Raw genomic sequence first — 21,900 nt, forward strand, 5'->3', positions numbered from 1 at the left:
CGAGACGACTCGTCGCAGCGACGACACCCGTCACGGGGTTGACCTGCGATGCGACGGGTGCGACGAGTCTTTACGGGTGCGGGTCCGGGCCTGCTGGGGCGCTCTCGTCCCCGTTCTCGGAGGCGGACTCCTCCGGGCAGTACCGCGCCCAGGCGTCGGTGAAGCGGAGGCGTGCGAAGCCCTTGGCCTGCCTGCCGCCCTCGAAGCGGAGGGTGGCGGCCTTGATGTCGAAGTCCTTCAGGAGGAGCCCGAGGTGGCGTGGGCTGAGGCCGGTGGTGCCGTACTCGGCCCAGGGAGCCTCCTGGTCCTTGAGAAGTTCCTCCAGCAGGTCCCGGGTGCGCATGATGTCCGGGTCGCCGCAGCGGGCGAAGGCGCGCCGGATGTCCTGCAGCAGGCGGGTCTTGAGGTTGGACTCGTCGTCCTTGTCCGCCTCGGCGGCGCACATGGCCGCGCATGCAGCGCGCGCGTCCTCGGGCCAGGTGCCGCCGGCCAGCTCCGCAACGATCACGAGCGGTTCCCAGGTGTCCGCCGCGCGGTCCTGCACCGGCATCCGCGGAACCAGGTCCTCGGCGGTGTCCATGAGCGGACGGATCCATGCCGCCAGGCGGTCCCGCAGGGTGTGCAGGGCGGGGATGTCGCGGCGGGAGCGGAACTGTTCGACGCGCTCGCCGTCCTTGCGGCGTTGCATGCGGATCACCACCGCCCGGTCCATGACCGTGTCCGGCAGGGCGCCAATGCCGGCGAGCGCGGCCATGGCGAAGGTGGGGAACTTCCGCGTCTTGTGCTCGGGGCCGGAAATCCGCAGGGCGGGCCGGTTGCGCTGGTGGCCGGCGTTGAGCAGGCCGCGCAGTTCCTCGTTCTTCTCGGCGGCCTTGATGCTGCCGAAGATGGTGTCGGCCTCGTCCACCAGCAGAGTGGGCGGGTCGTCACCGATGGCACGGAAGACGACGGCCGGGCTGGTGTTCACGGTGATCAGCGGGTCGTGCGCTGTCTCCGTGATCACGTCCAGCAGGCGGGACTTGCCGCACCGCTTCGCCGGCCCGACCACCGCCAGGCGCGGAGCGTGCTGCAGCGCGGGCTGGATGTGCGTGGCCGCCACCCACAGCGTGACGGCGGTCAGCGCCTCGCCACTGGGCAGGATCACGTACCGGGCGATCGCTGCGCGCAGCTCGTCCAGCAGGTCGGCGCCTTCGTTGGAGCCAGCCGTCCGATCACGCTCGTGGGATGAGGGATCGGACGCCAGGCCCTGGCCGGGGGTGGCCACGGGTGGCCAAGACGGGGTGACGGCGGGTGCGGTGGGGGTGCGAGAGGTCGTAGATTCGTCCACAGGCGTTCCTCCCTGGTGAGCCGGACGGGCAAGGTCCGGGCCCACCGAGACAGATCGTTTTCTGGCAAGGGGCGATGAGGGAAGGGGCCGCGCGGCTCCCGGCGGTGGCTCGCCGGGAGCCGCTTCGCTTTCCCGTGTGGTGGCCTCAGACGGCGAGGTCGTACGCGGCCTGGGCATTGAGCCAGGCATCCACCTCGGCCCAGCGGTAGCGCAGGTGACGGCCGACCTTGTGCACGTTCGGGCCGATGCCCCGGTACTTCCACTGGTAGAGCGTCTTGACCGGCACCCCGAGGTACTCGGCGACTTCCGCCGGGGTGGCCAGGGGGCCGCGTCGGGAGGCGTCGGCGGCGGCGTGGGCAGGACGAGGGGAAAGGCTCGGCATAGGACTCCCTTTTCGGTTTCGGACAACTGCGTGGACAACACAGCCACACCCCGGGCGGAGAAGTCCAGAGTTGGTTCTAGAAGACTCCAGAAGTTCCCCGTTGGTGAGCGCGGGAGGCAATACCGTAAGGGCGATTTTGCGGTTCACCAAAAAGTCGGCGCCAGGGTGGCGTGCTGCTCGTAAGCCCAGGTGGTGGCTCATCGTCGGAAGAGGAAGTCGGCTACACTGCGCTCGCTTTCCGGTGGACGGAGTTGGCGACGCAGTCTTTCCAGTACCGTATGGCAGGCATTAGTCGGAGCGATTGGAGATCTGGCGGGACGCGACTTCTGTAGGGTTTAAGAACCAACTCTTGCCAAAGGCTTCGGCTGCAAGTTACAGCTACCTGTTATGGCAACTCGACCTCTCGAAATAGGCCCCGCCGGCTTGCATACCGCCCGCGCCATCGAGCACATGCGGCTGGCGCTCGGCCTCACCCAGCATCGACTGGCCGCCCGCTGCACCACGATGGGCCGCCCGATGACCAACACCGCGCTCAGTCGCACGGAGCGCGCCCATCAGCGCTGCGACATCGACGATCTCGTCCTGATAGCCGCAGCCCTCGGTGTCCCGCCGGCGGATCTGCTGCCTACTGGGACCCGGCTCGCCCATCCTCGTCACTCCGCCGCAGACGCCTGCGGCGGAGCCCGGGAGGCCCTCCTTGGCTGACGTGTACGACCGCTGGCACAAGTCCCATCCCAAGCCGGACGAGACCCAGTGCAGCGAGCACAAGAGCCGCACCCGGCGGATGGTCCCGACCTCTGACCACGGGACCGGGAAGCGCTGGCAGGTCCGGTACCGCGACCTGGATGGCCACCAGCGCAAGGAGAACTTCCACACGAGGGCCGAAGCCGACAAGCGGGCGGCCGAGGTCGACGTCGAGATCCGGAGCGGCAGCTACGTCGTTCCCGCCGAGACGAAGCAGACGCTCGGCGCCTACGCCCAGAAGTGGCTCGACGCGAACTCGGTCGGCCCGACCACGGCCCTCCGCTACGAGGCCACCGTCCGCAACCACATCGTCGCCCACCTCGGCCGGCGCGAGCTGCGGTCCTTGAACAAGCCCTCGGTCATTCAGGGCTGGATTCGCACACTGCAGGACGGCGGCTTCGAGGTGTCGACGATCGAGGGCATCTTCGACATCCTCTCCAGCATCCTCGGCATGGCCGTGGAGGACGGGCTGCTACCGAAGAACCCGTGCAAGTCGAAGTCGGTCAAGCTGCCGACCGCGACCAAGAAGAAGATCGTCCCCTGGTCCCTGGAGCGCGTGCGTGCCGTCATCGCCGGGTTGCCCGAACGCTTCCAGGCCGGTGGCAAGCTCGCCTTCGGCTGCGGCCTGCGGCAGGGAGAAATTTTCGGCTTCGCAGTCGAGGACATCGACTTCAAGGGCGGCTGGATCCACGTCAACCGCCAGGTGCGGCTCGTCGGCACGAAGCCGGTTTTCGCTCTGCCCAAGGGCAACCGGATCCGGTCAGTGCCGCTGTCGGCTCAGCTGGCCACTGCCCTCAAGGCCCACATGAGGCGATTCCCGCCCACGGCGGTCACGCTGCCCTGGGCAAAGCCCGACGGCGAGTCCAAGACCTTCCGACTGCTCTTCGTCGACGAGAAGGGCCGGGCGTACAACCGCAGCGTCTTCAACATGGGCGCCTGGAAACGAGCCCTGGTCGCCGCCGACGTGATCCCTCCTCGCAAGCGCGGGGCGAGGTATCTCCAGGCGGCCCCGGAGGACGGCATGCACGCCCTCCGGCACGCGTACGCCTCCGTGCTCCTGGACGCGGGGGAGAGCATCAAGGCGCTCTCCGAGTACCTCGGCCACTCGGACCCGGGCTTCACGCTCCGGACGTACACACACCTGCTGCCGTCCAGCGAGAGCCGGACCCGCAAGGCGATCGACGATGCCTTCACAGAGGCGGAGAGCGACGGCGACCCGCCCGCCGCCGAGGGCACATCAGTGGCCTCGGCCGAACCAATGTGTCCTCAATGCGCCCTGGTTGCCTGACGGCTCGACACCTGACCAGGGTGGTGCTGGAAGCTTTCCGCACCTCCCGGTGACGGGCAGAACATCGGTTACACCGATAGCAGCTGTGTGATCGACAGGGCCGCGGCGGAGAGTCGGGTTCTCACGGCGTCGACGTCGATCTCATCGGCCCGGTGGCGCGGGATGGTGGCCGTGATCGAGCCGGCCACGGTGTGCTGGGCGAAGTACGGCACGGCGATGCCGTAGCCGTCCGGGATGCGTTCACCGTCTCCGACGGCCCAGCCGCGGTCGCGTACCTGGGCCAAGTCCTTCTGGATTGCGGTGCGGTGCAGTGGCGTGCGCTCGGTGTATGTGACCAGCGGAAGGTCGGAGAGGGTGTCGTCGGGCAGGAAGGCGAGGATGGCTTTGCCCGCGGCGCCCGCGGCGAGAGGGACATCCGATCCGGTAGGCAGGTCGTAGTGGATCGGTTTGCTGCCTGGTACGACGGCGGTCATGCGTGCCGTCCGGGTGGCCGGGTCGTACTCGGCCAGGCCGATGGTTTCCCCGGTCTGCTGTGCCAGGTCCCGCAGTGTCGGGAAGACGATCGGGGTGATGGAGTGGAGCGGCCCGAGTGCGGCTGCCCAGTGCAGTAGCAGCGGCCCGGCCACGGCGTGCTCCCCGTGGGTGGTGGCGAGCCCTGTGGCGAGTGCGGTGTCGAGGAGCCGGGCGGCGGTCGCAGGGTTGCCCCGCAGTACGCGAGCCAGCGCCCGCCCTCCCAACGGCAGAGGCGCCGAAGCGGTGAGCGCGGAGATCAAGCGTTCAATCCGAACGGTGGCCGAACCGCCGTCCTCGGTGGGACTCGGGCTGGTGGGGGTCGCTCGGCCGTGTTCCGGCGTCGGCCGGGGCGGTGGGGCGGTCAGGCTGCCGACCTTGAGGGCGGTTTCGCGGACGAGGGGGGCGAAACGTTCAAGGTCGGCGCGACGAGTCTCGTGCCGGGGGCGGGTGGCGGAAATCGCCCCCAGCAGGCCCGCCGCGTGGAACGGGGCGGCGACTCCGGCGGCCAGGGCGACATGCTGTCCGATACTGATCGTCACACCGTCCTCGCGTCCCTGGTGCAGGAGACGCTCCAGTTCCGCGACGTCGGTGACGGTGTCCGGCGTGTGCGCGACCAGGTCGAGGCGGGCGAGGACGTCGGGGCCCAGCTCGGCGAGCATGGCACGGCCGGCCGCGCCGGCGTGCAGGGGGATCACGGCGCCGGGGTCGAGCCGGTAGCGGACGGGACCGTCCGGAATCACGGACAGGGCGACGAAGCCCTCCGTGCGAACGGGGTCGTACAGGGACAGCAGGATGGTGGCGTCGCAGGCCCGGGCGAGTTCCTCGGCCAGTGGACGGGCCTGGCCGAGCAGCGGGTGCGAGCGGTGGAGCCGGTCCGCGAGGACGCGCAGCCGGGGCCCGCAGGCGTAGGTGGCGTTCACCGTCTGCGTCGCCAGGTCGCGCTCGGTGAGCGCGTGGAGGGTCCGGTGGACCGTGCTGCGGCTGAGGCCGATATCTTCGGCCAGCTTGCGCACGCCCCAGGGCAGCTCCGGTGGCCGACGGGTGAGGGCGTCGAGGGTGGCGACGATGCGGTCGTTGACAGCCGATCCGCTGCTCACAGCGACCACCGCCAGGCGTGAGTCGCCGACTCGCTTTGCAGCGGCGCAAGCATGCGCGGACGCTCCATTCTCCGCCTTCCCCCTGCCGTTTCTCACCTGGTCGGCCACTGTACGTGGCGCCGTTCGACGCGGGCGCCCCGCTGTTGTCGCCGGCCGTTCGCGGTCGCCGTCGGTGGCGTCCGTGTTTCGAGTTGGTTGCGTCCGAGGGTTGACAGCAGGCGAAGACCGGCCAGACACTCACCGAACAGTTTACAGGACGCTGTCCCATTTTTTGCACAGCGAGGTGCGAGATGTCAGTCCCCACGGACACTGCAGAGGTGACCCCCGTCACCGACGAACGCCGCCGCAAAGCGAAGAAGGCCACCGCCGTGGCCGCCTTCGGCACGTTCATCGAGTACTACGACTTCAGCGTCTACGGCTATGTCGCCGCGACCCTGTCGATCGTCTTCTTCCCCAGTGACAACCCGACCGTCAGCCTGCTCAACACCTTCCTGGTGTTCGGATCGGCCTTCGTCGTCCGCCCGCTGGGCGCCCTGTTCTTCGGCCGCCTCGGCGACCGCGCCGGCCGCCGGGTCAGCCTGGTGGCGAGTATCGGCCTCATGAGCCTGGCCGCGGCCCTGACCGGACTGCTGCCCGGCTACGCCACCATCGGCGTGGCCGCCCCCATCCTGCTGGTCATCCTCCGCATGCTCCAGGGCTTCTCCACCGGCGGCGAGATCGGCGGCGCCGCCAGCTACATCCGGGAGTGGGCGCCCAAGGACCGGCGCTCGCTGTACATCTCGTTCATCCCCGGCGTGGGAGTCTTCGGCAAGGCGTGCGCGGCGGGCATGGCCGCGCTGGCCGCCTCGCTCGTACCGGAAGACTCCATGGAGGCGTGGGGCTGGCGCCTGCCGTTCCTCCTCGCGGTGCCCCTGGGCCTCCTCTGTCTCTACCTGCGCCTCAAGATCGAGGACACCCCCGAGTTCCGCGACACCGACGTCACCGAGCGCACCAACCGCAAGCCGCTCAAGGAACTCATGGCCGACCACCGCGGGCCGCTGACCAAGGTCATGGCCATCTCCACCGTGCAGAACGTCGGCACCTACGTCGGCACCGTCTTCGTGGCGTCCTACCTGAGCACCGTCCTGGACTTCAGCGAAGGCCAGGCCGCGACCATCGTGCTGCTCGCCGTGCTCACGGCCGCCGTGTTCATCCCCCTGTGCGGACAGCTCGGCTCACGGCTGGGCGGCAAGCGCGTTCTGATCGTCTCCTACATCGCCTACATCGCCCTCACCATCCCGTCGTTCCTGCTCATGGGCAGGGGATCGGTGGGCCTGGCCATCGCCGGCCTGGTCCTCGGCATGGTCCCGTACGCCCTGTGCCAGGCAGGCACCTACACGGTGATGCCGGAGTTCTTCCCCGTCCAGGTGCGCAACACCGGCGTCGCCTTCGGCCACAGCATCGGTGCCGTCATCGGTGGCGGAGCCGGCCCCTACGTCAGCACCTGGCTCATCGACGCCACCGGCAGCACCCTCGTGCCCGCCTACATCCTCGTCGCCTTCGGCCTGTTCGGCCTCGCCCTCGCCCTCGGCGCGGTACGCCGCAGCACCTCGGCCGACCACCTCTACGCCTGACCGACCCCACCTGATCGAACGGACCGGACACCCATGTCGTCCCTCTACGTCTCCGACCCCATCCACCCCCGCGTCCTGGACGAACTGCACACGATGGGCCAGGTCCACCTCGGCTACGGCCCCACCGCCACTCCCTACACAGCCGTCCAGGACAGTGTCGAAGCGGTCATGCTGCGCGCTGAGCGGTTCACCGCCGACAAGATCCAGGCATCCAGCCGCCTGAAGATCATCGCCCGGCACGGGGTGGGCACCGACAACGTCGACATCCAGGCGGCCACCGACGCCGGCGTGTGGGTCACTGTCACGCCCGGCAGCAACGCCCGATCCGTCGCCGAGCACGTCTTCGCGCTCACCCTGGCTCTCGCCCGTCGCATCCCGGCCGCCACGGCGGGAACCGCCGCTGGCCAGTGGGCTGCCATCAAGCCCGCGCTCACCGGGTTCGAACTGCAGGGCCGCACACTCGGCCTGCTCGGCTTCGGCCGCATCGCCTCGCTGACCGCCGGCATCGCCCGCGGCTTCGGCATGCCCGTACTCGTCTCAGACCCCTACGTCGCCCCGGACACCGTGGAGCAGCAAGGCGCCCGGCTCGTCCCCTTCGACGACCTCATCGCCCAGAGCGACGTCCTGAGCCTGCACGCCCCCCTCACCGCGGCGACCAAGCACATCATCGACGCCACAGCCCTCGCCCGGATGCGCCCGGGAACGGTACTGATCAACACCGCCCGCGGCGGACTCGTCGATGAGGCCGCCGTTCTGGCGGGACTGGAGTCCGGTCACCTGGGCGGCGCGGCCCTCGACGTCCTGGACGGCGAGTCGACCGACATGCAGGACCCCCTCCCGCACAGTCCGGAACTCGCGGCCCGGCTCGGCAGCCTGGACAACCTGATCGTCACGCCGCACATCGCCGGGCAGACCAGCCAGTCGCTGCTGGCCGCGGGCACCCAGGCACTCGCCTGCATCCAACAGGCCCTCGCAGGCCAGGACCCGGAGCACGCCGTCAACGCCATCAACGCCGCAGCCTGAACCCCGCCCTCACCTTCCCGGAGACGAGAACGCCTTGTTCATCAACGCCTCGACCGACAACATCGACATCGCCCCTGCCTGGGAACGCGCCGACCTGGACGAGGTGAAGAGGCTCGCCCAGTACCCGGTCGCGCTCGTCGGCGACGTGCAGGCCCGAATGGGCATCATGGCCGCGGCCATCCGCCCTGTGACCCCGGCACCGCGACTGGCCGGCACCGTCCTGCCCGTCCTCGCCCGCGAGGGCGACAACCTCGCCATCCACCGGGCCCTGGACGACGCCCGCCCGGGCGACGTCCTCGTCGTCAACGCCAACGCCGAGATCAACCGCGCCGTGTTCGGTGACCTCCTCGGCGAGATCTGTCTCGCCAAGGGCGTCACCGGCATCGTCATCGACGGAGCCGTCCGCGACGTCGAGGAACTCGCCGGCCAGGGACTCGCCGTGTACGCCCGCGGTATCTCCCCCGCCGGCCCCTGGAAGAACGGACCCGGCCGCATCGGCTTCCCCGTCGCGTGCGGCAACGTCGTCTGCAACCCGGGTGACGCCGTCTTCGGCGACAGCGACGGCATCGTAGTCATTCCTCGACGTGATCTCACCGCCGTCGTCGAACGGACCCTGGCCCAGGAGCAGACCGAGCAGAAGATGCGCGAGGCCATCAACGCGGCTGCCCAGCTCGCCCACTGACCACGGCCCGAGCCAGACCCCCGCACCACGCGTCGCTCGCTGCCCGGACCCCACCGCACAGTGGTCCCGGCGTGACGCGTGCAGTGCGGGAACCGGTGATGGACGGCAAATGAGGGTGCCGTCCATCCCCGGCAGACCGCTCACCGTTACGGCGTGGCGCGTACGGCGGCACGTCCGCCCGGCAGGGCACACCTGAGCCCCCGGCCGAACCAATGTGCCCTCAAAGTGCCCTGGCCCCCCGAAGGCCCCTCCGGCACACGATGAGGGCGGATCCCGAAAGCCCCGCCCGAATCCCGCGAAACCCCAGGTCAGACCAGCTCAGGGCCACACCAGGCAATACGGCTGATGCCCCGCCTCATGCAACCGATGCGAGAAGTCCTGCCACTCGTGCAGCAACTGGTACACGTTGAACGCGTCCCGCGGGCCGCCCCGGTCCGGGACCGTGGACCAGATGAAGGCCGCCGCGCCGACCGCCTCCTCGCCGATGCCGCGCAGGGGGTCGACGACGGTCATCGGGAGCTTCACGACCGCGTAGTCGGGGTGCAGGACGACCAGTTCCAGCGGGGGCACCCGGTGCAGGGGGACGCCCTCGATGCCGGTGAGGACCATCGCGGCCATCGTCTCCGGCTTGATCTTGGTGAACATGCCGTTCATCCCGAGCTCGTCGCCGCCCAGTTCCTCGGGGCGCATCGAGATCGGGACGCGGGCCGCGGTCGCGCCGTCGGGCGCGCCGAAGTACTTGTAGGTCACCCCCACCCGACCACCATTCCTGCTCCCCGCCCCCAGCCGGTCGGCCCGCCTCGCGAGCCGGTCCGGCTCGCCCGGGGTGCCGTGTGCCTGACGTGCTTCGGACGCTTCCTCCGCCTCGCGTCGGTGCCTTCCCCGCCGGGCACGTCGAGGACCCAGGTCGTCGGTCCCCTCGCCCAGTCCGCCACCGCGATGCATATCTCCACCCGACTGCTTTTCTAGGACGCGTGGCCCCCGCCGCGCAACCCGATCATCGTGTCAGTGACCTCCCCCACGGCTGCTCGCCGAAACGTGCGGTGAGACATATGGCCGTCATGCCGCCGTCGTACGGCCGTCATGCGTCCGGCCCGCGATCCCGGGACGGCCCTCGGCCGCGCCCGCGTCGCTCCGGTGAGCTGCGTGGATGGGCTCCAGTCTGGCAGACGGCACGGCATTCGGGGCGGTTGTCTACCCTTGACCAAGTCACCCTGGGCAACCAGCGGCCGAGCGGGACCCGCACGGGGTCCGATACGTCGGAGAAGGTCGAGAAGGTCGGAGAAGTCGCAGGTCATGAGCGAACTGGCATATCCATACGAAGCACCGGCCTCGCAGGCTCTGTTCGACCGCGCGGCGGCCGTCACGCCCGGCGGGGTGAACTCCCCGGTGCGCGCCTTCGGCGCCGTCGGCGGCACGCCCCGGTTCATGGTGTCCGGCACCGGGCCGTACCTGACCGACGCGGACGGGCGCGAGTATGTCGACCTCGTCTGCTCCTGGGGGCCGATGATCCTCGGGCACGCGCACCCCGAGGTGGTGGCCGCCGTGCAGGAGGCGGTCGCGCGCGGGACGTCGTTCGGCACGCCGGCCGAGGGCGAGGTCGCGCTCGCCGAGGCGATGGTGGAGCGCGTCGCCCCGCTGGAGGAGGTGCGGCTCGTGTCGAGCGGGACCGAGGCCACCATGTCGGCCATCCGGCTCGCCCGCGGGTTCACCCGGCGCACCAAGGTCATCAAGTTCGCCGGCTGCTACCACGGTCACGTCGACTCGCTGCTCGCCGCGGCCGGTTCCGGCGTCGCCACCTTCGCGCTGCCCGACACCCCCGGTGTCACCGGAGCCCAGGCGAGCGACACGATCGTGCTGCCGTACAACGACCTGGAGGCCGTGCACGCCGCCTTCGCCGCGCACCCCGGCGAGATCGCCTGCGTGATCACGGAGGCCTCGCCCGGCAACATGGGCGTCGTGCCGCCGCTGCCCGGGTTCAACCAGGGACTGAAGGACGCCTGCGCCGCCGACGGCGCGCTGTTCGTGTCCGACGAGGTGATGACCGGGTTCCGCACCAGCCGTGCCGGGTGGTACGGCGTGGAGGGGGTCGTGCCCGACCTCATGACCTTCGGGAAGGTGATGGGGGGCGGGTTCCCCGCGGCCGCGTTCGGCGGGCGGGCCGATGTCATGGCGCACCTCGCCCCGGCCGGACCCGTGTACCAGGCGGGCACCCTCTCCGGGAACCCGGTCGCCACCGCCGCGGGGCTCGCCCAGCTACGGCTCCTCGACGACGCGGCGTACGAGACCGTCAACGCCGCCTCCGCGCAGATCCAGGCCCTGGTGACCGGGGCGCTCACCAAGGAGGGCGTCGCGCACACGGTGCAGACCGCCTCCAACATGTTCTCCGTCTTCTTCACCGACCGTCCGGTGCGGAACTACGAGGACGCCAGGGCGCAGGAGTCCTTCCGGTTCACCGCCTTCTTCCACTCCCTCCTCTCCCAGGGCGTCTACCTGCCGCCGTCCTCCTTCGAGTCCTGGTTCGTCTCCACCGCCCACGACGAGCGGGCCGTCCAGCGCATCGCCGACGCCCTCCCGGCGGCGGCCCGCGCGGCTGCGGAGGCGACGGCATGAGCCTCCGGAACGACGAGGAGCTGACCGTCGTCCACGTCATGCGGCACGGCGAGGTCGACAACCCCACCGGCGTCCTGTACGGCCGGCTGCCCGGCTACCACCTCTCCGAGCTGGGCCGGCGCATGGCCGAGCGGGTCGCCGAGCACCTGGAGTCCCGGGACGTGACGTACGTCGTGGCCTCCCCGCTGGAGCGCGCGCAGGAGACCGCCACGCCGATCGCCAAGACCCACGGGCTCGACCTCGACACCGACACGCGGCTCATCGAGGCGGGGAACGTCTTCCAGGGCAAGACCTTCGGCATCGGCGACGGCGCGCTGCGCCGGCCCGCCAACTGGAAGCACGTGGTCAACCCGTTCAAGCCGTCCTGGGGCGAGCCGTACGTCGACCAGGTCGTGCGGATGAAGGGCGCGATCGACGCCGCCCGCGACCGGGCCCGCGGGCACGAGGCCGTGGTCGTCAGCCACCAGTTGCCGATCTGGATCCTGCGGTCGTACGTCGAGCGGCGGCGGCTGTGGCACGACCCGCGCAAGCGGCAGTGCACGCTGGCGTCCCTGACGACGTTCACCTACCGCGGCGACCGGATCGTCTCCGTCGGCTACACCGAGCCCGCCCGCGACCTCGTCCCGGCCCACCTCCTCGCGGGGGCCAAGCCGGTGAAGGGGCAGGGGAAGGCGTTCGGGGCCTGACGGCCCGGGCGGCGTGACGGCCCGGGCGGCCTGACGGCCTGACCGGGCGGCTGACGGTGTACGGCCCGCCGGCCCGCCGACCGTCGGGCCGTCGGGCCGTCGGCGCGATCGTCGTCCAGGCCCCGCCCCGCCCCGCCCCGTCGCGTGCCGTCCCATCCCGTCCCGTCCCGCCCCGGCCGGTTCCGCCGCCGCGGAACCGTTCCTGTGGATTCGCTGTCCGCTGTTACGCAACCCGCACAAATTTCCGGAACCCGCTCGTTCGTCGCGTCCTCTCACCTAGTGACCACCCAAGGACGCGACGAACGAGGTTGCGATGCGCACTACCAACCGCACTCTCACCCGCAGGGGGATACTCGGACTCGGCGCGGGGGCCGCGGCGGCGGTCGGGCTCGCGGGCTGCGGAACCGGTTCCCACTCCTCGGCGGACGGCTCGCACCAGGCCGGTGACGCCGGGAAGCCGTCGCCCTCCGGCAGCGGAAAGGCCCCGGCGAAGCCCATCGGCGACGGCTCCACGTCGTACACCGGCAAGCAGCCGCACCAGCCGGACGCCCCCGTGCCGCTGGAGCCGGGCCAGACGCCGCCGCAGTTCGTCGTCTTCTCCTGGGACGGGGCCGGCGAGGTCGGCAACGGGCTCTTCCCGCGCTTCCTGGACCTCGCCCAGGAGCACGGCGCGCACATGACCTTCTTCCTCTCGGGCCTGTACCTGCTGCCCGAGTCGAAGAAGCGCCTCTACGACCCGCCGAACAACCCGCGCGGCGCCTCCGACATCGGCTACCTCACCGACGAGCACATCAAGGCGACGCTCACCAACGTCCGCCGCGCCTGGCTCGACGGGCACGAGATCGGCACCCACTTCAACGGCCACTTCTGCGGGGGCGGCGGCAGCGTCGGCAACTGGACGCCCGCGCAGTGGCGCAGCGAGATCGACCAGGCGAAGTCCTTCGTCAAGGAGTGGAAGACCAACAGCGGCTGGACCGACCTGCCCGCCCTGCCCTTCGACTACGACAAGGAACTCGTCGGAGGCCGCACCCCCTGCCTGCTCGGCCAGGACAACCTGCTGCCCACCGCCCGGGAGCTGGGCTGGCGCTACGACGCCTCCTCGCCCGGCGGGCGCCAGGTGTGGCCGGTGAAGAAGGACGGGATCTGGGACCTGCCGCTGCAGCAGATACCGTTCCCCGGACACTCCTTCGAGGTGCTCTCGATGGACTACAACATCCTCGCCAACCAGTCGGTCAACTCGACCAAGGCCCCGGCGCACAACTACCCGGGCTGGCGCGAACAGGCCACGAAGGCGTATATATCCGGCTTCAAGCGGGCGTACGAGACGAACCGGGCGCCCTTCTTCATCGGCAACCACTTCGAGGAGTGGAACGGCGGCATCTACATGGACGCCGTCGAGAACGCCCTCAAGCACATCGCGCGGGAGAAGGAGAAGGGCGAGGACATCCGCCTCGTCTCCTTCCGGCAGTTCACCGACTGGCTGGACGTGCAGAAGCCCGAGGTGCTCGCCAAGCTGCGCACGGTCGAGGTCGGACAGCGGCCCGCCGGAGGCTGGAACGCCTTCCTCAAGGACACCTCCGCGACGGGCTCCGCGGACCCCCGGAACGCCGCCTGAAATGCGGGTTCCCGCCCGTGAGGGGGGTGCGCAAGATCCCCGGAACGGACATGCGAAACTTTTCACATGAGTGCCGCCAGCCGCGCCCCCCTGCGCTCGAACCGCTCGAACCGCACCGCCGTCCGCGTCCGTAGCCGGGCCGCCCTCGCCCTCGGCGCAGCCGCCGCGGCGCTCCTCGTGTCCGCGTGCAGCTCCGGCGGCACCTCGGGTGGCGGCGGCCAGACCGGCTTCATCACCGGCTCGGACGGCATCGCGACCGCGAAGGAGGGCGAGCGCGCCGACGCCCCCGAGCTGTCCGGCGTGACCGTCGACGGCGGACAGGCCGACGTCGCCGACTACAAGGGCAAGGTCGTCGTCCTCAACGTCTGGGGCTCCTGGTGCCCGCCCTGCCGGGCCGAGGCCAAGAACTTCGAGAAGGTCTACCAGGACGTCAAGGACCAGGGCGTCCAGTTCGTCGGCATCAACACCCGCGACACCTCCACCGGCCCGGCCCGCGCCTTCGAGAAGGACTACGGGGTCACCTATCCGAGCCTGTACGACCCGAGCGGCAAGCTCCTGCTCCGCTTCGAGAAGGGCACCCTCAACCCGCAGGCCGTCCCCTCCACGCTCGTCATCGACCGCGAGGGCAAGGTCGCCGCGCGCACCCTCCAGGCGCTCAGCGAGGAGAAGCTGCGCAAGATGCTCGCCCCCTACCTCGCCGACGGGTCCGCCGACTCCGCCAAGCCGGGGAAGTGACGTGTCGGCCACGGTGATCCTCGCCGAGACGGCGGGCTACAACGGCACGGTGCTCAACGGCGCCCTGCTGGTGGCCCTGCCCATCGCCCTGCTCGGCGGTCTCGTCTCCTTCTTCTCGCCCTGCGTCCTGCCCCTGGTCCCCGGCTACCTCTCCTACGTGACCGGGGTCACGGGCACCGACCTCGGCGAGGCCCGGCGCGGCCGCATGGTCGCCGGCGCCTCCCTGTTCGTCCTCGGCTTCACCGCGGTGTTCGTCTCCAGCGGCGCGCTGTTCGGCTACTTCGGCCAGACGCTCCAGGAGAACCGGAGCGTGCTGACGAACATCCTGGGCGCGTTCATGATCCTCATGGGCGTCTTCTTCATGGGCCTGATGCCCTGGCTCACCCAGCGCGAGTTCCGCTTTCACAAGAAGCCGGTGAACGGCCTGGTCGGCGCCCCGATACTGGGCGCCCTGTTCGGCATCGGCTGGACGCCCTGCATCGGCCCGACCCTCGCCTCCGTGCTGGCCCTCTCCGCCGACCAGGGCACCGCCGGGCGCGGCGCCGTCCTGACCGTCGCCTACTGCCTCGGCCTCGGCGTGCCCTTCGTCCTCGCCGCGGTCGCCTTCCGCAAGGCGCTCGGCGCCTTCGGCTGGGTCAAGCGGCACTATGTCTGGGTGATGCGCGTCGGCGGCGTCATGATGATCGCGACCGGCCTCCTGCTCCTGACCGGCGCGTGGGACAGCCTCGTGCAGGACATGCAGACCTGGTCCAACGGCTTCACTGTGGGGATCTGACCGATGAGCACCACCTCGAACACCACCCCCGGGACCGACCCCGGCAAGCAGCCGAAGGCCGACGGCGACCAGCGGGACCTCGGCGCCGCCGGCTCCCGGCTGTCCACCGCACCCGCGGAGGAGGCCCCGAACCTCCCCTCGCTCGGCGTGATCGGCTGGGCCCGCTGGTTCTGGCGCCAGCTCACCTCGATGCGCGTCGCGCTGATCCTGCTCCTGCTGGTGTCGCTGGGCGCCATCCCGGGGTCGCTGATCCCGCAGGACGGCGTCGACGCCGTGAAGGTCGAGGAGTTCCGCCAGAACCACGACCTCCTGGCGCCGGTCTACGACAAGCTCGGGCTCTTCCACGTCTACAGCTCGGTGTGGTTCTCCGCGATCTACATCCTGCTGTTCGTCTCCCTCATCGGCTGCATCGTCCCGCGCACCTGGCAGTTCGTCGGCCAGCTCCGCGGCCGCCCGCCCCGCGCCCCCCGGCGCCTCGACCGGCTGCCCGCCTACACCACCTGGCGCACCGCGGCCGAGCCCGAGGAGGTCCGCGAGGCCGCGCTGAAGCTGCTCAAGAAGCGCCGCTTCCGGGCGGACGCCGCCGGGGACGCCGTCGCCGCCGAGAAGGGCTACCTGCGGGAGGTCGGCAACCTCGCCTTCCACATCGCGCTGATCGTGCTGCTGGTCGCCTTCGCCTGGGGCCAGCTCTTCAAGTACGAGGGCAACAAGCTGGTCCTGGAGGGCGACGGCTTCGCCAACACCCTCACCCAGTACGACGACTTCAAGTCCGGCAACCTCTTCGACCCGGACCACGACCTGGCCCCCTTCAGCTTCACCCTGAAGGACTTCCACGGCACCTACGAGGCGACCGGCCCCAACCGCGGCACCCCGCGCGTCTACGAGGCCAAGGTCACCTACAGCGAGGGTGCCGACGGCGCCGAGAAGGCGAAGACCGTCGAGGTCAACAAGCCGCTGAACGTCGACGGCTCCAAGGTGTACCTGGTCAGCCACGGCTACGCCCCCATCCTCACCGTCAAGGACGCCAAGGGTGACGTGGTGATGGACAAGCAGGCGGTGGCGCTGCTGCCGCTGGACGGCAACGTCACCTCCTCCGGCGCCGTCAAGGTCATGGACGGCTACCGCAACGCCAAGGGCGAGAAGGAGCAGCTCGGCTTCAACGCCTTCTTCCTGCCGACCTACGGCGGCAAGGACAGCGGCATGCGCTCCACCTTCCCGGCGCTGCTCAACCCGATGCTCGCCCTGTCCGCCTACCACGGCGACCTCGGCGTCGACGCGGGCATCCCGCAGAGCATCTACCAGCTCGACAAGACCAACCTGAAGGAGTTCAAGGACACCGACGGCGAGCTGTTCAAGAAGCAGCTCAAGGTCGGCGACACCATGACCCTCCCGAACGGCGCCGGCACGGTCACCTTCGACGGCGTCAAGGAGTGGGCCGGCTTCCAGGTCACGCGGCAGCCCGGCAGCGGCTGGGCGCTCGGCGGCGCCGTCGTCGCCATCCTCGGCCTGGCCGGCTCCCTGTTCATCCAGCGCCGCCGCGTCTGGGTGCGGGCGGTGCGCGGCGCCGACGGCGTCACCGTCGTCGAGATGGCCGGCCTCGGCCGCAGCGAGTCCGCGAAGGTCCCCGAGGAACTGGGCGACCTCGCCGGAGTCCTGTACGACCAGGCACCCGGCGCGCCCGACACCTCCGCGACCGACGACGCCCCCGAGACCGACGACACCCCCGATTCCTCCCCCGACACCCACGTCGTACCTGCCGAAGGGGCTGAGAAGTGACTCTCGCCGCCGCAACCGAGCTGGCCGCCGCGACCAACGAGCATCTCGCGAACGTCAGCAACACGCTGATCTACTCCGCGATGGCCGTCTACACCCTGGCCTTCTTCGCGCACATCGCCGAGTGGCTCTTCGGCAGCCGCAGCAAGGTCGGCCGCACCGCCGCCGCGCTCACCGCCGCGGGCCAGTCCAAGGCGGGCGCCAAGGCCGGTCCGGCCGTCACCGTGAAGAAGGCCGGCGGCACCGCCGTGCTCGAGCGGCCCCAGGTCGTCGTACGCGCCGCCTCCGGCTCCCGCGACGTGCCCGACGGGCCGGGCGCGCACGGCGGCACCGAGAAGGGCGACCTCTACGGGCGGATCGCCGTCTCGCTCACCGTCCTCGCCTTCGCCATCGAGGCCGGCGGCGTCCTCACCCGCGCGCTGTCGGTGAAGCGGGCGCCGTGGGGCAACATGTACGAGTTCAACATCACGTTCACGACGGTCGCCGTCGGCGTGTACCTCGTACTGCTCCTGCTGAAGAAGAACGTCCGCTGGCTCGGCCTGCCCCTGACCACCACCGTCCTGCTCGACCTCGGCCTCGCCGTCACGGTCCTGTACACGGCGAGCGACCAGCTCGTGCCCGCGCTCCACTCGTACTGGCTGTACATCCACGTCTCGACGGCGATCCTGTGCGGCGCGGTCTTCTACGTCGGCGCGGTCTCCACGATCCTGTACCTCTTCAAGGACAACTTCGAGAGCAAGCTCGCCTCCGGCGGCACCCCGGGCCGCTTCGCCAGCTCCGTCCTGGACCGGCTGCCCGCCGCCGCCTCCCTCGACAAGTTCGCCTACCGCGTCAACGCCGCCGTCTTCCCGCTGTGGACCTTCACGATCATCGCGGGCGCCATCTGGGCGGGCGACGCCTGGGGCCGGTACTGGGGCTGGGACCCCAAGGAGACCTGGTCCTTCATCACCTGGGTCGCCTACGCCTGCTACCTGCACGCCCGCGCCACCGCCGGCTGGAAGGGCCGCAAGGCCGCCTACCTGGCCCTGGCCGCCTTCGTCTGCTGGCTGTTCAACTACTACGGCGTCAACATCTTCGTCTCCGGCAAGCACTCCTACGCGGACGTCGGCCTCGGCGTCCTTCAGTCGGCGGGCTTCTGACCGACCGAGGTGACGACGTCCCGCAGCCGCTCGACGTACAGCCGCAGGTTCTTGTGGGCGACGTCGGTGTCCGGGTAGCGGCTGGCGAACCACAGGCCCTCCGGGAGCCGGGTGACCCAGGCGCACACCTGGTCGCCGTAGGAGACCCGCAGCAGCGCGTACGCGGTCCGGTCCGGCCAGTCGTCGGCGCCCGGGACGTCGCGGGCGTCGACGTACGACACGATCGAGTACAGGTCGGGTGAGGTCGGCCGGAAGTCCGTGCCGAGCAGGCGCAGCACCCGGTCGATCGGCATGCGGGACATTCGCCGGTTGGCCTGGAGCTCGGCGCGGACGGCGCGCAGGGCGGCGGGGAAGTCACGGGCCCGGTCGACCGGCACCTCGATCGGCGCGCCGCCCACGTACCAGCCGACGGACTCCGCCCACTGGGACCGCGACCGGGTGTGGAAGGGCACGACGGTGCGGTAGACGGGCTCGCCGCCGATCTCGTGGACGATCAGCGCGGTCGCGGCCAGGACGCCGACGAGGCTGCCGCCGTAGGGGCGGCAGTACGCCTCGAACGCGGCGGCGTCGGCCGCGTCCACCAGAGGCTCGCGCAGCAGCCGCTGTTCGGGCAGCGGGCCGCCCGGCCGCAGGCCCAGGTCGACGGGGAAGGACGGCAGCCGGCCGTCGCAGCGCCGGATGAACTCCCGCCAGCGGGCGACGACGTCGTGGCTCGCGTCGATCCGGTCGGCGTCCGCCCGCTCGGCCTCGCAGAAGTCGACGTAGGAGGCCACCCGGGGCCGCGGCACGCTCCGCCCGGCCGCGCCGGCGGCGTACAGCTCGCTCACCTCGGCGGGGATGCGGTAGATGGAGTAGGCGTCGACGTTGCTGTGGTCGAAGGCCATGTAGACGCCGACGCCGTCGTCGCGGACGACCGCCGTGTAGATGAGGTTGGGCCAGCGCAGCGCGTCGGCGACCTGGTCGAAGCGGTCCTGGAGGTGCCGGGCGAGGTCGCCGGCGTCCGTGAACTCGCCGACGTCCTCGCGGTGCAGGGCCACGGCGTCCGCGTCGAGCGTGAACCGCCGCATCGTCCCGCCGTCCTTCCCGTCCTTCCCGTCCTCGCCGTCCCCGGCGCTCCACCGGAAGCCGCTGCGCAGCGTCTCGTGCCGCAGGGTCCAGGCGCGCAACGCCTCCTGGAGCACGTCGAGGTCGACCGGGCCGGGGATGTCGAAGGCGGCGCCGAGCCAGGTCGGCACGAACAGGCCGTCCTCGCGCACCGACCGGGCCGTGCGGATGTGCGACTCCTGGATGTACGCGGGCGGGCGCGTGTCCTCGGGCAGCGCCGCCGCGAGGTCGAGCGTGCCGGGGCTCAGCGTCCACTCGACGAGGCGCCCGGGCCGGATCTCGCAGCGCTGGATGTCGGTCATTCGCACGAGAAGGTCTCCGTTCGCAGATGTACAGACCCGACCAAGGGAATGCCGTCTCCGCGACCGTGCACCGGGTGTGTCGACACTGTTCAACGAAACGGATGGCCTCTCGAACGCCGATCCGTCCCCGGACCGGGGCCCCTTCACCCTTCCCCCGCGCCTTCTCTTTGCGGCCTTCACCCCTTTGCCGAGGCACGCGTCACCCGAGGTACGCGTCGAGGGCGGCCGCCCCCGCCAGCATCGCCCGGGTCCGCGCGGTGAGCGCGTGCCCCCGCGCCTCGACCGCCGCCCGCAGCGCCTCGCCGCTCCCCTCGCGCCGCAGGTCGTCGAGTACGGGCCGGATCCGGTCGAAGAGGTGGTGACTGCGCCGCAGCGCGCGCACCACGCGGGCGTCGCGCACGTCCGCGGGCCCGTACACGCGGTACCCGGTGCCGCGTTCCCGCCCGGGCACGAGCAGCCCCGCCGCCTCCCACACCCGCAACGCCGAGGTCCGTACGCCGACCAGCGCGGCCACCTCGCCGATGCGCAGCCCGCCGCCGGAACGGGTCGGCGGCCGTGCGTCGAACTCCTGGCCGGCCAGGGCCTCCAGCGCCTCGCCCGCCGTCCGCAGCGCGGTCCGCTCCTCGTGCAGCGCCGCGTGCGCGGAGTCCACCAGCGCGAGGGCGCCGGCCACGTCACCGTCGTGGACGGTCCGCATGATCCGCGTGGCCGTCACCGCGCCGTACCCGGGCTGCAGCGCCCGGTACGTCAGCAGGGCCTGCCGGTGCCGCTCGCCGAACATCCGGTACCCGGCCCCGGTGCGGGCGGCCGGGGGCAGCACACCGGCGTCCTCGTAGTTGCGGACCTGCTGCGTCGACAGCCCCGCCGCGCGGGCCAGGTCCACGGTGCGCAGCCGCCGCTCGCCGTTCGTCACCGTGCGCAGCCTATGCCGGGGCGGGCGGGCCCGTAACGCGGGACGTGTCGCTTCAGGGGACGGACGCCCACCGGGGGCCGGCTCGTCCCCGGCGCCCGTCCCGGGACCCGGTCCGTCCTGGGACGCGGTCCGTCCCGGGGCCCGGCCGGTGCCGGCCTCTACGTCCCGTCCGCGCCGATCGACCGCCAGATGCGCTCCGGCAGGATCCGCGCGGCCTCCTCCAAATCGACGTCCCCGACGCTCAGCCACCGCCGGCTGACCCCGACGACGGGGCCCAGAAGGAGGGACTCCAGCAGGGCGGGCGGCAGCGCGGCGAGCTCGCCCTGCTCCACGTACCGCAGTGCCCAGGTGGTGAGCGGGGGCATCCTGGCCTCCTGGACGTCGCGGAGTTCCTTGCCCCCGGACATGCCCACCTGGTCGGCGCGGGAGGAATGCAGGAGGCGGCTCACGTCGGGATGCTCCTGGACGAAGGCCAGGTAGGCGCGGACCAGTGAACGGACGCCGGTCCGCGCGTCGTCCGAGTGCCGCACGGCGTCGGCCAGTTCGTCGAGCAGCCGTCCGAGCCAGCGCGTCAGCAAAGCGTTGACGAGCCCGTCGATGCTGCCGAAGTGGTGGTAGAGACTGCCCAGGCTCACGCCGCTCGCCCTGGTGATGGCGCTGACCGTGAGTCCCTGTTCCCCCTCATCGGCGTACAGGCGCAGGGCGGCGTCCAGGAGGAGGTCGTAGGTGACCTCGCCTCGGTGTTGTTTGGGGCTCATGGGCAGGCGCGCTCTCGTCGGTCGTCGTCCCGGGGTGCTGCTCGCGGTTGTCCGTTTCTAGAACTATTTTCTAGAAGCTCCTTCCAATCCTATGCTCTCCTGTCCCAGACTGACTCCTGCGGGACGCTCGCGTCCGCCCGGACTTCGGAGGGGAGTGGGCGGACCGCGGGCCCCGCTCGTCGGGACAACGGGGAGACGGGGCTGACGTGTTGGAGCTGGACGGCAGCGGAGCCGAGCCGCTGGAGGACGGGGACCCGCGGTGGATCGGCCCCGTCCCGCTGATCGGACGCCTCGGTTCCGGCGGCATGGGCCGGGTCTACCTCGGCGTCCACGAGGGCCGGTACGCGGCCGTCAAACAACTCCTGCCCTCCGTCGTCGCCGAGGACGAGGACTTCCTGCGCCGGTTCGGACACGAGCTGGACAACCTCGGCCGCTTACCCGCGGAGGCGACGGCGCCGCTGCTCGCGGGGGACAGGGAGGCCCGGCCGCCGTGGTTCGCCACCGCCTACGTGCCCGGCATCACCCTGACCGAGGCGTTGGAGGCCAACGGCGGTCCGCTGCCCGCCGAGGCGCTGTGGCTGATTCTGCGGGAGGCCGCCAAGGGGCTGGCGGCGGTGCACGCGCTGGAGATGGTGCACCGGGACCTGAAGCCGTCCAACGTGATGCTGACCCTGGACGGGCTCACCCTCATCGACTTCGGGGTGGCGCGGGCGGCGGAGCAGAGCCAGTTGACGCGGACGGGCATGGTGGTGGGCACGCCGGCGTACATGTCGCCCGAGCAGGCGTCGGGGAAGCGGGCGTCCAGTGGTGTCGTCGAC

General features: G+C 71.0%; 20 protein-coding genes. 13 read left to right on the top strand and 7 right to left on the bottom strand.

Annotation, left to right across the window (positions count from 1 at the left end; genetic code table 11):
* Positions 1 to 70: 70 nt before the first annotated feature.
* Positions 71 to 1,327 (bottom strand): DUF3631 domain-containing protein, encoded by a 1,257-nt coding sequence (locus tag IG88_RS0124940; RefSeq protein WP_037836585.1) that lies wholly within the window; start codon positions 1,325 to 1,327, stop codon positions 71 to 73.
* Positions 1,328 to 1,472: 145 nt separating this feature from the next.
* Positions 1,473 to 1,709, bottom strand: coding sequence for a helix-turn-helix transcriptional regulator (locus tag IG88_RS41585; RefSeq protein ID WP_031045369.1), 237 nt, complete (start codon positions 1,707 to 1,709; stop codon positions 1,473 to 1,475).
* Positions 1,710 to 2,132: 423 nt separating this feature from the next.
* Between IG88_RS41585 and IG88_RS41590 the strand changes: the two genes are divergently transcribed.
* Positions 2,133 to 2,414 carry a helix-turn-helix transcriptional regulator gene (locus IG88_RS41590; protein WP_324609009.1) on the top strand — a complete coding sequence of 94 codons (282 nt, stop codon included), beginning with the start codon at positions 2,133 to 2,135 and terminating at the stop codon, positions 2,412 to 2,414.
* 1 nt (position 2,415) lies between these two features.
* The gene (locus IG88_RS0124955; RefSeq protein WP_031045376.1) at positions 2,416 to 3,741 is read left to right on the top strand and encodes a tyrosine-type recombinase/integrase; all 1,326 of its coding nucleotides are present in this window, start codon (positions 2,416 to 2,418) and stop codon (positions 3,739 to 3,741) included.
* 68 nt (positions 3,742 to 3,809) lie between these two features.
* Here the strand turns inward: IG88_RS0124955 and IG88_RS0124960 are convergent, their stop codons facing one another.
* On the bottom strand, positions 3,810 to 5,351 hold the full coding sequence (locus IG88_RS0124960; protein ID WP_031045378.1) for an IclR family transcriptional regulator: 1,542 nt from the start codon (positions 5,349 to 5,351) through the stop codon (positions 3,810 to 3,812).
* A 317-nt stretch (positions 5,352 to 5,668) separates the two neighbouring features.
* Here IG88_RS0124960 and IG88_RS0124965 point away from each other — a divergent pair, with 317 nt between their 5' ends.
* From IG88_RS0124965 to IG88_RS0124975, 3 genes are read left to right on the top strand one after another with little or no spacing between them, the layout of a single operon-like run.
* Positions 5,669 to 6,964 (top strand): MFS transporter, encoded by a 1,296-nt coding sequence (locus IG88_RS0124965; RefSeq protein ID WP_199807496.1) that lies wholly within the window; start codon positions 5,669 to 5,671, stop codon positions 6,962 to 6,964.
* Between the two features lie 33 nt (positions 6,965 to 6,997).
* Positions 6,998 to 7,987, top strand: coding sequence for a hydroxyacid dehydrogenase (locus IG88_RS0124970; RefSeq protein WP_031045382.1), 990 nt, complete (start codon positions 6,998 to 7,000; stop codon positions 7,985 to 7,987).
* Positions 7,988 to 8,021: 34 nt separating this feature from the next.
* Positions 8,022 to 8,669, top strand: a complete 648-nt coding sequence (locus IG88_RS0124975; protein WP_031045384.1) for an RraA family protein — start codon at positions 8,022 to 8,024, stop codon at positions 8,667 to 8,669.
* A 318-nt stretch (positions 8,670 to 8,987) separates the two neighbouring features.
* Here IG88_RS0124975 and IG88_RS0124980 read toward each other — a convergent pair whose 3' ends face one another.
* Positions 8,988 to 9,614, bottom strand: a complete 627-nt coding sequence (locus IG88_RS0124980; RefSeq protein ID WP_174843317.1) for a hypothetical protein — start codon at positions 9,612 to 9,614, stop codon at positions 8,988 to 8,990.
* Positions 9,615 to 9,965: 351 nt separating this feature from the next.
* Here IG88_RS0124980 and hemL point away from each other — a divergent pair, with 351 nt between their 5' ends.
* The 7 genes from hemL (at position 9,966) to ccsB (ending at position 18,005) form a co-directional block, all read left to right on the top strand.
* Positions 9,966 to 11,282, top strand: coding sequence for a glutamate-1-semialdehyde 2,1-aminomutase (gene hemL / locus IG88_RS0124985; protein ID WP_031045386.1), 1,317 nt, complete (start codon positions 9,966 to 9,968; stop codon positions 11,280 to 11,282).
* Positions 11,279 to 11,968: a histidine phosphatase family protein gene (locus tag IG88_RS0124990; RefSeq protein WP_031045388.1), complete on the top strand. Its 690-nt coding sequence runs from the start codon at positions 11,279 to 11,281 to the stop codon at positions 11,966 to 11,968. Before hemL ends, IG88_RS0124990 begins: the two co-directional genes overlap by 4 nt.
* Before the next feature lie 313 nt (positions 11,969 to 12,281).
* On the top strand, positions 12,282 to 13,583 hold the full coding sequence (locus tag IG88_RS0124995; RefSeq protein ID WP_031045390.1) for a hypothetical protein: 1,302 nt from the start codon (positions 12,282 to 12,284) through the stop codon (positions 13,581 to 13,583).
* A 66-nt stretch (positions 13,584 to 13,649) separates the two neighbouring features.
* Positions 13,650 to 14,318: a TlpA family protein disulfide reductase gene (locus IG88_RS0125000; protein ID WP_031045393.1), complete on the top strand. Its 669-nt coding sequence runs from the start codon at positions 13,650 to 13,652 to the stop codon at positions 14,316 to 14,318.
* Between the two features lies 1 nt (position 14,319).
* Positions 14,320 to 15,093: a cytochrome c biogenesis CcdA family protein gene (locus IG88_RS0125005; protein WP_031045394.1), complete on the top strand. Its 774-nt coding sequence runs from the start codon at positions 14,320 to 14,322 to the stop codon at positions 15,091 to 15,093.
* A 3-nt stretch (positions 15,094 to 15,096) separates the two neighbouring features.
* Positions 15,097 to 16,869: a cytochrome c biogenesis protein ResB gene (gene resB, locus IG88_RS0125010; protein WP_031045397.1), complete on the top strand. Its 1,773-nt coding sequence runs from the start codon at positions 15,097 to 15,099 to the stop codon at positions 16,867 to 16,869.
* The gene (gene ccsB, locus IG88_RS0125015) at positions 16,866 to 18,005 is read left to right on the top strand and encodes a c-type cytochrome biogenesis protein CcsB (RefSeq protein ID WP_031045400.1); all 1,140 of its coding nucleotides are present in this window, start codon (positions 16,866 to 16,868) and stop codon (positions 18,003 to 18,005) included. The genes resB and ccsB overlap by 4 nt, the downstream gene beginning before the upstream one ends.
* On the opposite strand, the gene IG88_RS0125020 is transcribed toward ccsB, so the two are convergent.
* From IG88_RS0125020 to IG88_RS0125030, 3 genes are all read right to left on the bottom strand, one after another.
* A complete protein-coding gene (locus tag IG88_RS0125020) occupies positions 17,987 to 19,417 on the bottom strand; it encodes a condensation domain-containing protein (RefSeq protein WP_031045404.1) in 1,431 nt (476 codons plus the stop codon). The genes ccsB and IG88_RS0125020 overlap by 19 nt on opposite strands.
* Before the next feature lie 193 nt (positions 19,418 to 19,610).
* Positions 19,611 to 20,324, bottom strand: coding sequence for a MerR family transcriptional regulator (locus IG88_RS0125025; protein ID WP_031045407.1), 714 nt, complete (start codon positions 20,322 to 20,324; stop codon positions 19,611 to 19,613).
* A 158-nt stretch (positions 20,325 to 20,482) separates the two neighbouring features.
* A complete protein-coding gene (locus IG88_RS0125030; RefSeq protein ID WP_031045409.1) occupies positions 20,483 to 21,082 on the bottom strand; it encodes a TetR/AcrR family transcriptional regulator in 600 nt (199 codons plus the stop codon).
* A gap of 206 nt (positions 21,083 to 21,288) precedes the next feature.
* Here IG88_RS0125030 and IG88_RS0125035 point away from each other — a divergent pair.
* The coding region (locus tag IG88_RS0125035; RefSeq protein WP_031045412.1) for a serine/threonine-protein kinase at positions 21,289 to 21,900 on the top strand (612 nt) is incomplete at its 3' end.

Origin of the sequence: Streptomyces sp. NRRL F-5650, from assembly GCF_000721365.1 — a bacterium.
GTDB lineage: Bacteria > Actinomycetota > Actinomycetes > Streptomycetales > Streptomycetaceae > Streptomyces > Streptomyces ardesiacus.